This is a genomic window from Sorangium sp. So ce363 (assembly GCF_051520435.1).
In the GTDB taxonomy this organism is placed as follows: domain Bacteria; phylum Myxococcota_A; class Polyangia; order Polyangiales; family Polyangiaceae; genus Sorangium; species Sorangium cellulosum_B.
The window spans coordinates 11,449,117-11,465,219 of sequence record NZ_CP150333.1 but is presented as its reverse complement, the minus strand read 5'-3'; the positions used below and the strand labels follow the sequence as shown (position 1 = coordinate 11,465,219).

Genomic DNA, 16,103 nt, shown 5'->3' with positions numbered 1-16,103 from the left:
CTCCGATGCGGATTTTTGTCGTGCGATGCGCGCCGGTCCCGGACGTGCCGCAACCGCCGCGCCATTCGCTCGCGGCGGGGCTCTTTTGAGCAATGCCGTTCATTTCCCTTGACTTGACCCGGGTCAGCGATCCACATGACGGCCTACACGATATTGAAAGTTATGTTCATTTTCATTCATGGCGCATAACCTGCGACATGTAGGCAGAGCGTTTCTCGGCGCCTCGCGATGACCGCGCAGTGCATCGCGAGGCGCGGAGCCCGAGAGCCTGGGGTGCGAGCCGGCCCCGTCGTCGGGCTTTCTTTTTCGACCTGAGCTGAGGTGGCGATGACGTCGGACCGATCCCATGGGCATGCGATCAGCGATCGCGGCGCGGCCGAGCCCGCGACGCTGGTCGCGCTGCTGCGGCGCCGCGCGGAGCAGCGCCCGGCAGGGCACGCCTACACATTCCTGGTCGACGGGGAGGCGGACGCCCGCTCGATGACGTACGGCGAGCTCGATCGGCGGGCGCGCTCGCTCGCCGCGGAGCTCCAGGCCGGCGCGCAGGCGGGTGAGCGCGCGCTGCTCCTCGTGCCGCCAGGGCTCGACTTCATCGCCGCCTTCTTCGGCTGCCTCTACGCGGGCTTCGTCGCGGTGCCCGTCCCGCTGCCGCAGCGCAAGAGCGGGCTGATGCGCGTGCTGGCCATCGTGCGCGACTGCCGGCCGAGCGTCGTGCTCACCACCGAGGCGTTCCTGGGCGCGGTGACGATGCTCCGCGACGACCCGAGCTTCGCCGAGCTGAGCCACCTGCGCTGCATGGCCGTCGACACGATCCGGGACGGCCAGGAAGACGCGTGGCGAGCGCCGCGCGTGACGGCCGAGACCGTGGCGTTCCTCCAGTACACGTCGGGCTCGACCGGGACGCCCAAGGGCGTGGTGCTCACGCACGGCAACCTGCTGCGCAACGAGCTCATGATCCAGCGCGCGTTCGCGCACACCGCGGAGAGCGTGATCGTCGGGTGGCTGCCGCCGCACCACGACATGGGGCTCATCGGCAACATCCTCCAGCCGCTCTACGTGGGCGTGCCGTGCGTCCAGCTCGCGCCCGAGCACTTCCTGATGCGGCCGCGGCGATGGCTGGAGGCGATCTCGCGCTACCGGGCCACGACGAGCGGCGGGCCGAACTTCGCCTACGAGCTGTGCATCCGCAAGATCCCCCCGGAGCAACGGGAAGGGCTCGATCTCGGCTCATGGCAGGTGGCCTTCAACGGGGCCGAGCCGATCCGGGCGGCGACGCTCGACCGCTTCGCCGAGGCGTTCGCGCCTGCAGGGTTCCGGCGCGACGCGTTCTATCCCTGCTACGGGCTGGCCGAGGCGACGCTGCTCGTGAGCGGCGGAGCGGCCGGCGCGCCGCCCGTCGTGCGCGCCGTCGACCGCGCGGGTCTGGCCCAGGGACACGCGGTGTTCGAGCCGCGCAGGCCAGAGGACGGTGTCTCCCTCGTGGGCTGCGGGGGATCACCCGCAGGCGACGAGGTGCGGATCGTCGATCCAGAGACGCTCAGGCCCTGCAAGGACGAGCGCGTCGGGGAGATCTGGGTCGCCGGAGCGAGCGTGGCCCAGGGCTACTGGGAGCGGCCGGAGGAGACGGCGCTGACGTTCGAGGCCCGGCTCTCCACGGGAGAAGGGCCGTTCCTGCGGACCGGCGATCTCGGGTTCTTCTCGCGCGGCGAGCTGTATGTGACGGGCCGGCTCAAGGACCTGATCATCGTCCGCGGGCGCAACCTCTACCCGCAGGACATCGAGCTCACCTCGGAGGAGAGCCACCCGGGCCTCCGCGCCGGCGGCGGCGCGGCGTTCTCGGTGGACGTCGACGGCGAGGAGCGCATCGTCATCGTCCAGGAGCTCGGGCGGCGCGCGCCCGCGTCGGAGCCGGCGGAGCTCGGGGCGGCGATCGAGCGCGCCGTGGCCGACCGGCACGAGGTCGCGGTCCACGCGGTCGTGCTCATCAAGCCGGGGAACCTGCCGCGGACCACGAGCGGCAAGGTGCAGCGGAGGGCGTGCCGCGCCCGGTTCCTGGACGGCTCCCTGGACGCGGTGTGGCAGTCGACGCGCGTCGACCGCGCGCCGCGCGCGGAGGCCGAGAGCGCGGAGCCGCCGCAAACGGCGCTGGAGAGCGCGCTGGCAGGCATCTGGGCCGAGGTGCTGGGGCGCGGGCGGGTCGGCCGCAGCGAGGAGTTCCTGAGCCTGGGCGGCGATTCGCTGCGGGCCATGCAGGTGAGCGGCCGGGTGAGCGAGGCGCTGGGCGTCGACGTGGGGCCGGCGCAGCTCTTCGAGTCGACGACGGTCGCGGCGCTCGCGGCCTGGATCGAGGCGAGGCAGGCCGGCGCGTCGACGGACGGATCGACGGGCAGACCCGCGGCGCTCGCGCCGGTGGAGCGGCCGGAGCGGCTGCCGCTGTCCCTCGTGCAGGAGCGCCTCTGGTTCCTGGAGCAGCTGGTCGCGGGGGCGCCGGTCTATCACATCGCGGCGGCCGTGCGGCTCGCCGGGGCCCTCGACGCGGGGGCGCTCGAGGAGGCGGTGACGGCGCTCGCGGCCCGCCACGAGGCCCTTCGCACGAGCTTTCCCTCCGTCGAAGGGAGGCCCGTCCAGAGGATCGCACAGCCCGCGTCGGTCGCGCTGCCGCTGGAGGACATGAGCGCTCTTGCAGAGGAAGCGCGGGAGTCCGCCCTGCAAGCGCGCCTGCGCGAGGAGGCGCGGCGCGCGTTCGACCTCGCCGAGGCGCCGCCCGTGCGCTGGGCGCTCCTCCGCACGGGCGAGCGAGAGCACGTGCTCTCGGTCACTTGCCATCACCTCATCGCGGACGGCTGGTCGATGAACGTGCTCCTGCGGGAGCTCTCGCTGCTCTACGGCGCCTTCGCCGCGGGGCGGCCCCCGGCGCTCGCGCCGCTCGCGCTGCAGCAGGCGGATCACGCGCTGTGGCAGCGCCAGAACGAACAGGCGGCGGCGCGCGAACGGGAGCTCTCGTACTGGCGCGACCGGCTGAAGGGGCCCGTGCCTCCCCTCGAGCTCCCCACCGATCGGCCGCGGCCCGCGGTCCAGACCTACGCAGGGGCGCGCGAGGAGCTCGCGCTGTCACCGGAGCTCGTGGCGCGGCTGAGCGCGCTCGGGCGGCGGACGGGCGCCACGCTGTTCACGATCGTGGCGGCGGGGCTCTTCTCGCTGCTGCACCGGTACACGGGCCAGGGCGATGTGTGCATCGGGACGCCGGTGACCGCGCGGCCGCGGGCGGCGCTGGAGGGCGTCGTCGGGTGCCTGCTCAACACCCTGGCGCTGCGCGTCGATCTCTCGGGGAATCCGAGCGTCACCGAGCTCCTCGCCCGCGTCCGCGCGGCGGTCCTCGAGGGGCAGGCGCACCAGGAGGTGCCGTTCGAGCGCGTCCTCGAGGCGCTGTCCCTCGAGCGGAACCTCAGCCACACGCCCCTGTTCAACGTGATGATCGCCATGGATCCCGCGCCCGAGCAGGCGCCGGCGATCCCCGGCCTCTCGATCGGCGTGCAGCGGGTGGACACCGGCACGGCCCAGTTCGATCTGACGCTCAGCCTGGTACCCGACGGCCAGGGAGCGCGCGGCGCCTGGGAATACAACACCGATCTCTTCGACGGCGCGACGGTCGCGCGGATGACACGGCACCTCGTCGCCCTCCTCGAGGGCTTCGTCGCCAATCCAGAGATCCGGCTGGCCGATCTGCCGATGATGGATGCGGCCGAACGAAGGCAGGTCCTCGTCGGCTGGAACGCGACCGAGCGCGCAACTCCGGACGAGCGGCGCGTCCACGAGCTCTTCGAGGCGCAGGTGGAGCGGGCGCCGGACGCCGTGGCGGTGATCTTCGATGAGAAGCGGCTGAGCTATCGAGAGCTCAACGAGCGCGCCAACCAGGTGGCTCACGCGCTCAGGAAGCGCGGCGTGGGGCCGGACGTGCTCGTGGCCATCGCGGCGGAGCGCTCCGTCGAGCTCGTCGTCGGGCTGCTCGGCATCCTCAAGGCCGGCGGCGCCTACGTGCCCATCGATCCGGATTACCCGATCGACCGCATCGCGTTCATGCTCGAGGACGCGGGAGCGCCGGTCCTGCTGAGCCAGTGGCCCGTGGCGTCGCGCCTGCCGGCGCACGGCGCCCAGGTGCTGTGCCTGGACGCGGATCGCGCCGAGATCGACAGGGAGCCGACTGGCAACCTCGCGACCCCGCTGTCGCCGGACAACCTCGCTTATACGATCTACACCTCCGGCTCGACCGGGCGACCCAAGGGCGCCGGCAACAGCCACCGTGGCCTGCTCAACCGCCTGCAATGGATGCAGGAGCGTTACGGCCTCACCCCGGACGACCGGGTGTTGCAGAAGACGCCCTTCAGCTTCGATGTCTCGGTCTGGGAGTTCTTCTGGCCCTTGATGATCGGCGCCGGCCTCGTCGTCGCCAGGCCCGGCGACCACCGCGACGGCGAGCGGCTCGTCGAGCTGATCACGCGCAACGGCGTCACCACATTGCACTTCGTCCCGCCCATGCTCCAGGCCTTCCTGGAGACGCCGGGCGCGGCCTCGTGCCGGTCGCTGCGCCGGATCATCTGCAGCGGCGAGGCGCTGCCGGCGGAGCTCGCGCGGCGGTGCTTCGAGCGGATCGAGCAGGCAGAGCTGCATAACCTCTATGGCCCGACCGAGGCCTCGATCGATGTGACGTCCTGGGCCTGCGAGCGAGGGGACACCTCCGCCTCGGTGCCCATCGGGTACCCCATCGCCAACACCCAGATCTACCTGCTCGACCGCCACGGCCAGCCCGTGCCCGCGGGCGTCGCCGGCGAGCTCCACATCGGCGGCATCGGCCTCGCCCGCGGCTATCACCGTCGGCCCGCCCTCACGGCGGAGCGCTTCGTGCCCGATCCGTTCGGCTCCGCCCCGGGAGGGCGCCTGTACAGGACTGGCGATCTGGCGCGCCACAGGCCCGACGGAGCCATCGAGTTCCTCGGCCGCCTCGACTTCCAGGTCAAGATCCGCGGCCTGCGCGTCGAGCTCGGTGAGATCGAGGCCCGCCTGCTCCAGCACCCCGGCGTCGGCGAGGCCGTCGTCCTCGCCCGCGACGAGGCCCACGGCGGAAAGCGCCTCGTCGCCTACGTCGCCGGCCGCGACGGCGCGGCGCTGGAGCCCGAAGCGCTGCGCGCCTGGCTCGCCGAGGCGCTCCCAGCCTACATGGTGCCAGCGCCCATCCTCGTGCTCGACCGCATGCCGCTGTCGCCCAACGGCAAGGTCGACCGCCGCGCCCTGCCCGCGCCCGAGCAGCTCGACGCGCCCGCCAGGGCCGTGACGCCGCCGCGAACCGACCTGGAGCGCACCATCGCGGCGCTCTGGCGAGAGGTGCTGTCGGTCCCGCAGGTCGGCATTCACGACAACTTCTTCGATCTGGGCGGACACTCGCTCTTGCTGGCCAAGGTCCACAGCCGGCTGCGCGACACGGTGGACCGTGATCTGCGGCTGCTGGTCCTGTTCCAGCACCCCACCATCGCCTCGCTCGCGGCGGCGTTGAGCCGGGATCCCAGCGCCGAGACGGCGCCGCCGGGCGGAGCGCCGGAGGGCGAGCGGGCGAGAGCCGCCCAGCAGCGACGCGGAGAGATCTTCGCGCGTCGGCGCGGCGGACTGGAGACCAAGAAATGATCACACCGACCAGCGGCGAGCCCCGCCCGGGCCTGGACATCGCGATCATCGGCATGGCCGGGCGCTTCCCTGGCGCGCCGGACGTGGCGACGTTCTGGCGAAACCTCTGCGCGGGCGTCGAGTCCGTCTCGATCCTCACCGACGAGGAGCTCCGCGGCGCGGGCGTCGACCCCGCGCTGATCGCGCGGCCCGAGTACGTGCGGGCGCGCGCGGTGCTCGACGACATCGAGATGTTCGACGCGGAGCTCTTCGGGTTCACGCCGCGCGAGGCCGCGGCGCTGGATCCGCAGCACCGGCTGTTCCTGGAGTGCGCGTGGGAGGCGTTCGAGAGCGCCGGGATCGACCCCGAGCGCGCGGGCGGCCCGGTCGGCGTGTACGCCGGATCGAGCCTGAGCGGGTACCTGGCCCACCTCTTCCCCGACGGGCCGCGCCTGCAATCGGCGGCGGACGTCGCGGCGCTCCTCGCGCTCGACAAGGATTTCCTCACGACCCGCGTGTCGTACAAGCTGAACCTGGAAGGGCCGAGCATCGCCGTGCAGACGGCGTGCTCCACGTCGCTCGTCGCCGTGCACCTGGCCTGCCAGGGGCTGCTCGGCGGCGAGTGCGATCTGGCGCTGGCGGGCGGCGCCTCCGTCGGCGTCCCGCAGAAGAGCGGTTACCTCTACCAGGAAGGCGCGATCGCGTCGCCCGACGGCCACTGCCGCGCGTTCGACGCCGGCGCCCGCGGCACCGTCGGCGGCAGCGGCGTCGGCGTGGTCCTCCTGAAGCGGCTCGACGACGCCATCGCAGATCGGGACGCGATCATCGCGGTCATCAAGGGCTCGGCCATCAACAACGACGGCCGGGCCAAGGTCGGGTACACCGCGCCGCGCGTCGACGGCCAGGCGCGCGCGATCCGCGCGGCGCACGCGGCCGCGGGCGTGGACGCGGACTCCATCACGTACGTGGAGGCGCACGGCACCGGGACGCCGCTCGGCGATCCGATCGAGATCGCCGCGCTGACCCAGGTCTTCCGCGCGACGACCGACCGGAAGGGCTTCTGCGCGATCGGCTCGGTGAAGACCAACGTCGGGCACCTGGACGCGGCCGCAGGGGTCACCGGGTTGATCAAGGCGGCGCTCGCCGTGGCCCACGGGCACATCCCGCCGAGCTTGCACTTCCGCGCGCCGAATCCCGCGCTCGACCTCGAGAACAGCCCCTTCCGCGTGGCCGCCGAGCTCGCGGCCTGGTCGAGCCCCGGCGCCCCGCGCCGCGCCGGCGTGAGCTCCTTCGGCATCGGCGGCACGAACGCGCACGTCGTCCTCGAAGAGGCGCCGCCCCCGCCCGAGGCGGACCCGCCCAGGCCGTGCGAGCTGCTCGTGCTGTCGGCCCGGTCGAGCGCGTCGCTCGAGCGCCTGACCGACGCGCTCGCGGAGCACCTGGAGACCCACGGCGATCTCGAGCTCGGCGACGTGGCGCACACGCAGCAGCTCGGGCGCCGGGCGTTCGGCCACCGCCGCGCGGTGGTGTGCCGCTCGCGGGAGGAGGCAGCGCGCGCGCTGCGCGATCGCGGCGACGCGGTGCGCACCGGCGGGCCCGCGGCCGGGCCGCGGCCGGTCGCGTTCCTGTTCCCCGGGCAGGGCACCCAGCGCCCCGACATGGGCCGCGATCTCTACGAGACCGAGCCCGTGTTCCGGGCCGAGGTCGACGCCTGCGCTGCACTGCTCCAGCGCCACCTGGGCGCTGACCTGCGGGCGCTGCTGTTCCCCGCGCCCGCGGACGTCGATGACGCCGCGAGGCGGCTCGATCGGACGTCGATGACGCAGCCGGCGCTGTTCGTCGTGGAGTACGCGCTCGCCCGGCTGTGGATGGCCTGGGGCGTGACGCCCGACGCGATGCTCGGGCACAGCGTGGGCGAGTACGTGGCCGCCTGCCTCGCGGGGTGCCTGTCGCTCGAGGACGCCGTGGCGCTGGTGGCGGCGCGGGGGCGGCTGATGGAGGCGACGCCGGACGGGGCGATGCTCGCGGTGTCCGCGGCCGAGGCGGAGGTCGCGGGCTGGCTCGGCGACGAGGTCGCGCTGGCCGCCGTCAACGGGCCGCGGCAGTGCGTGCTGTCCGGAGGGGCGGCGGCGATCCAGCGGGTGGAGCAGGAGCTCGCGGGCCGGGGGATCGAGGCGCGCCGGCTGCGCACGGCGCGCGCCTTCCACTCGCACCTGATGGACGGCGCCCTCGCGGCGTTCCGTGAGGCGGTGGGCAGGGTCACGCTGCGGACGCCGCGCATCCCGTGGATCTCGAACGTCACCGGGAACTGGATCACCGCGGCCGAGGCGCAGGACCCCGCGTACTGGGTCCGGCACCTCCGAAGCACGGTCCGCTTCGCCGATGGTGTGCGGGCCCTGCGGGAGCAGTCGGAGCGGATCTTTCTGGAGGTCGGGCCGGGGCAGACGCTCACGGCGCTGAGCCGGCAGCTCGCGGCGGAGTCGCTGGCGCTCGCGTCGATGCCCATGGGGCGCGAGCCTGCACACCAGGGCGCGGCGGGGGCGGCGCTGCTCGACGCGGTCGGACAGGTCTGGGCGGCCGGCGCTGCGGTGGACTGGGCAGGCCTGCAGGCGGGGCGACGCCGGCGGCGCGTCGCGCTGCCGGCGACCCCGTTCGAGCGAAAGCGGTACTGGCTGGAGCGGCCCGAGGGGAGGGGGGCGACCTCAACCTCGGTCGGCTCGACCTCAACCTCGGTCGGTTCGACCTCAACCTCGGTCGGTTCGACCTCAACCTCGGTCGGTTCGACCTCAACCTCGGTCGGCTCGACCTCAACCTCGGTCGGTTCGACCTCAACCTCGGTCGGTTCGACCTCAACCTCGGTCGGTTCGACCTCAACCTCGGTCGGTTCGACCTCAACCTCGGTCGGTTCGACCGTCGGTTCGACCTCAACCTCGGTCGGTTCGACCTCAACCTCGGTGCGGGCGTCGTCCGATCTGGATGGATTTTTCTACGTCCCATCGTGGAAGCGCTCCCCCCTGGAACCGCTCGCACCCGCGGCGGACGCCGACGAGGCGCGCTGGCTCGTCTTCACGGACGAGGAGGCGATTGGCCACCGGCTCGTGGAGCGGCTCGAGCGCGCCGGCCGGCGGGTCACCCGTGTCCGGAGCGGCGAGCGCTTCGAGCGCGTCGCGGAGCGCTCCTTCACGCTCCGCCTGGACCAGCCCGAGGACTACGCCGCGCTCATCCGCGACCTCGGCGCAAGCGCGGGGCCGCCCACGCGCGTCGTGCACGCCTTCAGCCTCGTCGATCGGCGCGGCCACCACGACGCCACACGAGAGACGCAGCTCGACCCGGACGCGTTCCGCGAAGCGCAACGCCGCGGCGCCGCCAGCCTGCTCTGGCTGGCACGCGCGCTGGGCCAGCAGCCCGGCGGCGCCCACCTCGTCGCCCTCGCCAGCGGCCTGCACGACCTGACCGGCCGGGAATCCCTGCGCCCCGAGCACGCCCCGCTCCTCGGCGTCTGCAGGAGCGTCCCGCTGGAGTACCCGCACGTGCGCTGCCGCGTGATCGACCTCGAGGCCCCCGCCCCGGACGCCTCCGAGGCCGATCGCGTCGTCGAGCGGATCCTCGCGGAGGCGCGCTCCGACGCCGCCGACACCGTCGTCGCCTACCGCGGCCACCACCGCTGGGCGCCGGACGTCGAGCCGGTCGCGCTGAGGCCAGCCCAGGCGGCGCCCCCCTTGCTGCGAGAGCGCGGCGTCTACCTCATCACGGGCGGGCTGGGAGGCATCGGCCTCTGGCTCGCGGACCACCTCGCCCGCACGACGCGCGCGCGGCTCCTCCTCACGGGTCGCTCGGCCCCGACCGACGAGCAACGCGCGCGGCTCCTCGCGCTCGAGCAGGCCGGCGCCGAGGTGGTCGCGCTGCGCGCCGACGTCGCCGACCCCTCGCAGATGCGCGCCGCCGCGCGCGAGGCGATCGACCGGTTCGGCGCCCTGCACGGCGTGATCCACGCGGCCGGGATCGCCGCCGGCGGGCTCATCGACCGGCTGACCGCGGACACGCTGGACGCGGAGCTCAGCCCCAAGGCGCTCGGCGCGCTGGCGATCGACGAGATCGCCCGCGCCCTGAAGCCGGATTTCGTCCTGCTCTGCTCCTCGATCACCGCGCTGAGCGGCGGCCTCGCCCACGCAGGCTACGCGGCCGCCAACGCGTTCCTCGACGCGTACGCGCAGGCCTGCGCGCGCAGGGCCGGGCCGTACACGGTCTCCGTCAACCTCGATCGGTGGCGCAACGTCGGCATGGCGGCCCGCGCCGAGGCGCGCCTCCTCGCCCTCGGGATCGACGACGTGATCCGCGACGGGATGAGCCCGGAAGAAGGCCTGCAGGTCTTCCACCGCGTCCTGAGCCAGGCGGCGCTGCCGCAGGTGATCGTCTCGGTACGCCCGCTCCACGGCCTGCCCAGCGACGACGAGGGCGCCGCCCTGGCGCGGCGGCTCGGCGCCGGCGGCGCCGCCGCGGCAGACCGCAGCCACGAGCCGCCCCGACGCGCCGAGGCGGCGGCCGCGAGCCCAGCCGAGGGCCTGTCGCTCGAGGCGATCACAGCGCAGGTGACCGCGATCTGGGCGCGGGCGTTCGGCATCGATCCCATCGATCCCAGGAAGGACTTCTTCGCCCTCGGCGGCGAGTCGCTCCTCGCCCTGCAGATCCTCAACCGCGTCCGCGAGGCGTTCCAGGTGGAGGTGCCGCTCCGCGAGTTCTTCGAGCGGCCGACCGTGGCCGCGCTCGCGGAGCGCATCCACAAGGCGCGCGGCCAGGCGCCCGCGGGCCCGAGCCCCGAGCCGGCGCTGGTCGCGCTGCCGCGGACCGCGCGGCGGGTCCCCGGCGCGCGGGTCCCCGGCGCAGAGAACGCGCAGGCCCCGGCCCGCCAGGACGGCGAGCCGGTCCCCGCGAAGGAACCGAAGGAGGACGGGCGATGAGCGTGCTCGGCTTCCTCGTGCGCCGCGACCTCCGGCGCCTCCTGCTCGCCATCGCCGCCGGCGCGATCAGCGGGCTCGCGGGCGCCGGCATCATCGCGCTCGTCCAGGAGGCGCTCTCCGCGGACGGCCGCCCCGCCGCGCGCCTCGCCTGGGCGTTCGCGGCGCTCGCCGTCCTCGGCGTTCTGAGCAAGGCCGTCTCCCAGGTGCTCCTGACCCGGCTGGGACAGGCCATGATCGCAGAGCTGCGCATGCAGCTCGGCAAGCGCATCCTCGAGGCGCCGCTGCGCCGCATCGAGCAGATCGGCCCCCACCGGCTCCTGGCGGCGCTCAACGACGATCCGGCCGTCATCACGCAGGCGTACGTCTTCCTGCCCCTCCTCTGCGTCAACGTGGCCACCGTCCTCGGCTGCCTGGCCTACATCGGGCGGATCTCGTGGTCGGCGCTGGCGATCGTGCTCGGCGCCATGGCGCTCGGCGCCGTGCTCTTCCGGGCGCACAACGGGCGCGCGATCCGCTCTTTCACGCGCGCCCGCGAGACGAGCGACGCCCTGTTCCAGCACTTCCGCGCGCTCACGGGCGGGATCAAGGAGCTCAAGATGCACGGCGGGCGCGGGCGGGCGTTCATGGAAGGCGCCCTCGGCACGAGCCTCGCGACGTACCAGCGGGACTTCGTGGCGGGCACGACCGAGTTCTCCGTCGCGATCGGCTGGGGCACGCTGCTCTTCTACGCGATCCTCGGGCTGACGCTCTTCGCCCTCCCGGCCTGGGCAGGGCTGACGTCGACGGCGATGTCGGGCGTGGTGCTGGCGATGCTGTTCCTGCTGACGCCGTTCGCGCAGACGGTCGAGCTCCTGCCCGCGGTCGGGCGCGCCAGCGTCGCGCTCTCGAAGGCGAACGCGCTCGGCCTCTCGCTGACGCCGGAGCTCACGGGCGCGCCCTCCGCGCCGCCGCGCGGCGGCGCGGAGGGCGCGCCCGCGGCGTGGAAGCGCCTCGAGCTGGCCGGCGTCACGCACCGCTATTACCGGGAGAAGGAAGACGGGAGCTTCCAGCTCGGGCCCATCGATCTGACCTTCCGGCCCGGCGAGATCGTGTACCTCGTCGGCGGCAACGGCAGCGGCAAGACGACGCTGTCCCTCCTGCTCCTCGGGCTCTACACGCCGGAGTCCGGCGAGATACGGCTCGACGGCGTGCCCGTCGACGACGCGGGTCGAGAGCGGTACCGGCAGCTCTTCTCGGTCGTCTTCGCGGAATACCACCTCTTCGAGAAGCTGCTCGGCCTCGGCGGCCCCGACCTCGACGAGCGCGCCCGCCGCTACCTCGAGCGGCTGCAGCTGGATCACCGGGTGCGCGTCGAGGAGGGCGCCCTCCGCGTGACCGGGCTGTCGCAGGGGCAGCGCAAGCGCCTCGCCCTGCTCACCGCCTACCTCGAGGACCGGCCGTTCTACGTCTTCGACGAGTGGGCCTCCGACCAGGACCCGCAGTTCCGGAAGATCTTCTACACGGAGCTCCTGCCCGAGCTCCGGGCGAGGGGGAAGACCGCCCTCGTCATCACGCACGACGACCAGTACTTCGCGCTCGCGGATCGCTGCCTGCGGCTCGACTTCGGCCGCCTGACCGAGCTGCCCGCGGCCCCCGCCGGGGACGGCGAGGAGCCGCGAGCGGCGCGGGAAGCGCTCGCCGCGAGCGCCCGCGCCGACGAAGGCGGTCGGGCCCGCTCCGCGGAGGTCCACCGCGTCCACGCCGAGCAGCAGCAGGTCGCGCTGGAGCCGGGTGTCCGCAGCCACGCGGCGCTGAAGGCAGCGGAGCAAGAGATATGAGGCGCAACGTCCGCTCACTCCTCCTCTCGGCGCTCGCCTCGCTGGCGCTCGCCGGCTGCGCGGAGAAGACCCAGGGCACCGCCCGCGCCCCGGCGCCGCGCGCCGACAAGGCAACGACGTTGGCCGGCCTGGAACACGCGGTGACGGTCACGTCCGATCACCTCGGGATCCCCCGGATCCGCGCCGCCTCGCGCCTCGACGCCCTGCGGGCGCTCGGCGTCGTCACGGCGCGCGATCGGCTGTTCCAGATGGACCTACTCCGGCGGAGCAGCGCGGGGCGGCTCGCGGAGGTCCTCGGGCGCGATCTGGTGGAGGCCGACGCCCAGCAGCGGTCCTACGGCGTCCCGAAGGCCGCGGCGGCGATCCTCTCGCGCCTGCCGGAGCGCCAGCGCGCCGCGCTCGACGCGTACGCCGAGGGCGTCAACGCCTATCTCCGGAGCGCGGAGACGCTGCCCGTCGAGTTCCAGGAGCTGGGCTATCGGCCCGAGCCGTGGCGCTCGGAGGACAGCGTGCTCGTGGTGCTGGGGATGTTCAACGCCCTCAGCGCCACCGAGGACCTGGAGCGGACGCGCACGGTCCTGACACGCACCCTCCCGAAGGGCGTGACGTCCTTCCTGCTCGACGACACGGACCCTTACACGAGGTCGCTGCTCGGCGCGCAGGCGCCCGCGTCTCCGCCGCTTCCGCGCGAGGAGCTGCGCGCGCTGGTGGCGCAGAGCCGAGGGGACCACGCGCGGACCGCCGGGCTGCTCAGCGAGGACGCCGGCGAGGCGCCGGTGGGCTCGAACGGCTGGGCGGTGGCCGGCCAGAGGACGCGAGACGGCCGCGCGATCCTCGCGAACGACATGCACCTCGAGCTCGGCGTGCCCAACATCTGGTACCGCGCGGAGCTCCGTTATGGCGACACGGAGCTCGCGGGCGTCGTGCTGCCCGGCTTGCCCATCGTCATCGTGGGGACCAACGGCCACGTCGCCTGGGGGATGACCAACCTCGACGGTGATGTGAGGGATCTCGTGCAGATCGAGGGCCGCCCCGAGCACCCCGACGAGTACCGGACACCCTCCGGGTGGAGGCGGTTCGACGTCGCAGAGGAGACGATCAAGGTCCGCGGCGAGCCCGACGTCACCGTCACGGTCCGCAGCACGATGTGGGGCCCCGTCTCGCCGCGGCCGCTCCTCGGAGCGCCGGTCGCGGTCCGCTGGACGGCGCTCGATCCGGCGGGGGTCGACCTCGGGCTCCTGGAGATGGATGAGGCCCGGAGCGTCGATGAGGCGGCCGCCGTGATGAACGCCGCCGGCGGGCCCGGGTGCAACATCCTCCTGGCCGACCGGCGCGGCCGCGTGGCGTGGACGGTCACCGGGCGCCTGCCGCGGCGCCGCGGGTTCGACGGCTCGGTCAGCGTCTCCTGGGCAGACGGGCGCGCGGGCTGGGACGGATACCTGCCGCCCGCCGCGCTGCCGCGCGCCGTGGATCCCCCGTCGGGGTTCGTCGTCAACGCCAACCACCGCGTGCCGCTCGGCGAGGGCGCGCCGGCGCTCGGCCGCGACTACGCGAACGGCTACCGCGCCTACCGCATCACCGAGCGCCTGCGTGAGGCGCGGCAGGTCACCGAGGCGGACCTGCTCGGGCTGCAGCTCGACACCCGCGCCGAGTTCTTCGGCTTCTACCGCGACGTCGCGCTGCGCGCGCTCAGCGAGGAGGCCGTGTCGAGGCGGCCAGCGCTCGCCGAGGCGCGGCGCGCGCTCCTGGCATGGGACGGCCGGGCGGACGTGTCCAGCGTCGGGCTGCCGCTCCTTGCGCGCTTCCGGCGCGTCCTGGCCGACGAGGTGTTCGCCGCGTGGCTCGGCGCGAGCCGCGCAGCGGAGCCGACCCTGGAGCTCGCGCCGCCGGACATCGACACGCCGCTGCAGCGCGCGCTCGGCGAGCGGTCGGCCGATCTCGTGCCCGCGCCGGAGGGCAGCTGGGACGCCTTCGTCCTCGCGGCGCTGGAGAAGGCCATGACGGCTGTCCAGCGGCAGCACGGCGGGCGACCCCTCGATCAGCTCGAGTGGGGCGCGGTGAGCCGGGTGCGGATCGCGCACCCGCTCGGCGCGGCGCCGGAGCTCGCCGCGCGCCTCAACATGCCCGACGAGCCGCTCCCGGGCTGCATCACCTGCGTGCGCCTGGTGGGCCGCACGCTTGGCGCCAGCGAGCGGCTCGTGGTCTCGCCGGGCCACGAGGCGGAAGGAATCCTGCACATGCCCGGCGGGCAATCGGGCGATCCGAGGTCGCCCCACTACCGCGATCAGCAGCGCGCCTGGGTCGACGGACGCCCGCTGCCGCTCCTTTCGGGGCCGGCCACACACACGATCACGCTCGTTCCCGAGCGCCCATGACATCGATCATCACATCTCGAACGGAGGAGTCCATGGCCAGCGAAGAACATGAAGACAACACCATTTACAAAGTCGTCGTGAACCACGAGGAGCAGTACTCGATATGGCCCGAGTACAGGGAGAACCCCCTCGGCTGGCGTGACGCGGGCAAGGCCGGCACCAAGGCAGAGTGCCTCGATCACATCAAGGAGGTCTGGACCGACATGCGTCCGCTCAGCCTCCGCAAGCAGATGGAGGAGGGCCGGTCGCCGTGACCGACTCGAGCGCTTCGTCAGCGCCGCGCGAGGCGCCGCGAGAGACGCCCGCGGACACCGCGCTCCGCGAGGCCGCGGGCCTCTCGCGGTCCTGCTTCCCCGGCGGCGCGCTGCCGCTCGTCGTGAGCCCGCTCGGCCGCGGCGACGTCAGCGTCCCGGCGCTCGCCGCGGCCATCCGGGCGTGCGCGGAAGAGGAGCTGATCCGGCACGGGGCGGTGCTGTTCCGCGGCTTCCCGGTCCGATCGACCGCCGACTTCCACGCCTTCGTCCGGCTCGTGACGCCGGATCTGCTGGACTACACGTTCGGGTCGACGCCGCGCTCCCACGTGCAGGACCGGATCTACACGTCGACGGAGTACCCCGCTCACCAGCACATCCCTCTTCACAACGAGCAGTCGTACACGCTCGATTGGCCGCTCAAGATCTGGTTCCACTGCGCGGTGGCCGCGCCCGAGGGCGGCAGCACCCCGCTCGCGGACAGCCGCGAGGTCTTCCGGCGGATCCCGGCCCGGCTACGGGAGCGCTTCGCGGCGAAGAAGGTCATGTACGTGCGCAATTACGGCAACGGCCTGGACCTGCCGTGGCAGAAGGTCTTCGGCACGAACGACCGGGCCGAGGTCGAGCGCTTCTGCCGGGCGGCAGGCATCGAGTGCGTGTGGAAGGCCGACGGCGAGCTGCGCACACGCCAGGTGTGCCAGGCCGTGGCCACCCACCCGCGCACCGGAGAGCACGTGTGGTTCAACCAGGCCCACCTGTTCCACGTCTCCAACCTGGAGCCGGCCGCGCGGGAGGCGCTCCTCTCGATCTTCGCCGAGGAAGACCTGCCCCGCAACGCCATGTATGGAGACGGATCGCCCATCGAGGGCGCCGCGCTCGACGAGATCCGCGACGTGTACAGGCAGCTCGCCGTGGAGTTCGCCTGGCAAGAGGGCGACGTGCTCCTCGCGGACAACATGCTGGTCGCCCACGGGCGCGCGCCATTCCGCGGCCCGCGCAAGGTCCTTGTCGCCATGGCCGAGCCGTACCGGGCCAAAGCCTCCTGAG

Annotated in this window: 6 protein-coding genes; all 6 read left to right on the top strand. The window is 73.4% G+C overall.

Annotated features, from left to right (window positions below; genetic code table 11):
• The first annotated feature begins 327 nt into the window (after positions 1-327).
• Positions 328-5,676 (top strand): amino acid adenylation domain-containing protein, encoded by a 5,349-nt coding sequence (locus WMF12_RS43120; protein WP_437854526.1) that lies wholly within the window; start codon positions 328-330, stop codon positions 5,674-5,676.
• Complete coding sequence (locus tag WMF12_RS43115) at positions 5,673-10,613, top strand: type I polyketide synthase (RefSeq protein WP_437854525.1); 4,941 nt, start codon at positions 5,673-5,675, stop codon at positions 10,611-10,613. The genes WMF12_RS43120 and WMF12_RS43115 overlap by 4 nt, the downstream gene beginning before the upstream one ends.
• Positions 10,610-12,430: a cyclic peptide export ABC transporter gene (locus WMF12_RS43110; RefSeq protein WP_437854524.1), complete on the top strand. Its 1,821-nt coding sequence runs from the start codon at positions 10,610-10,612 to the stop codon at positions 12,428-12,430. The genes WMF12_RS43115 and WMF12_RS43110 overlap by 4 nt, the downstream gene beginning before the upstream one ends.
• Positions 12,427-14,805: a penicillin acylase family protein gene (locus WMF12_RS43105; protein ID WP_437854523.1), complete on the top strand. Its 2,379-nt coding sequence runs from the start codon at positions 12,427-12,429 to the stop codon at positions 14,803-14,805. The genes WMF12_RS43110 and WMF12_RS43105 overlap by 4 nt, the downstream gene beginning before the upstream one ends.
• 32 nt (positions 14,806-14,837) lie before the next feature.
• Positions 14,838-15,059, top strand: coding sequence for an MbtH family protein (locus WMF12_RS43100; protein ID WP_437742527.1), 222 nt, complete (start codon positions 14,838-14,840; stop codon positions 15,057-15,059).
• A gap of 110 nt (positions 15,060-15,169) precedes the next feature.
• Positions 15,170-16,102, top strand: a complete 933-nt coding sequence (locus WMF12_RS43095; RefSeq protein WP_437873949.1) for a TauD/TfdA family dioxygenase — start codon at positions 15,170-15,172, stop codon at positions 16,100-16,102.
• Position 16,103: the final 1 nt, after the last annotated feature.

Excerpts from the sequence above, each read along its gene's own strand:
- WMF12_RS43120 (WP_437854526.1), top strand. The coding sequence starts at position 328 with ATGACGTCGGACCGATCCCATGGGCATGCGATCAGCGATCGCGGCGCG.
- WMF12_RS43115 (WP_437854525.1), top strand. The coding sequence starts at position 5,673 with ATGATCACACCGACCAGCGGCGAGCCCCGCCCGGGCCTGGACATCGCG.
- WMF12_RS43110 (WP_437854524.1), top strand. The coding sequence starts at position 10,610 with ATGAGCGTGCTCGGCTTCCTCGTGCGCCGCGACCTCCGGCGCCTCCTG.
- WMF12_RS43105 (WP_437854523.1), top strand. The coding sequence starts at position 12,427 with ATGAGGCGCAACGTCCGCTCACTCCTCCTCTCGGCGCTCGCCTCGCTG.
- WMF12_RS43100 (WP_437742527.1), top strand. The coding sequence starts at position 14,838 with ATGGCCAGCGAAGAACATGAAGACAACACCATTTACAAAGTCGTCGTG.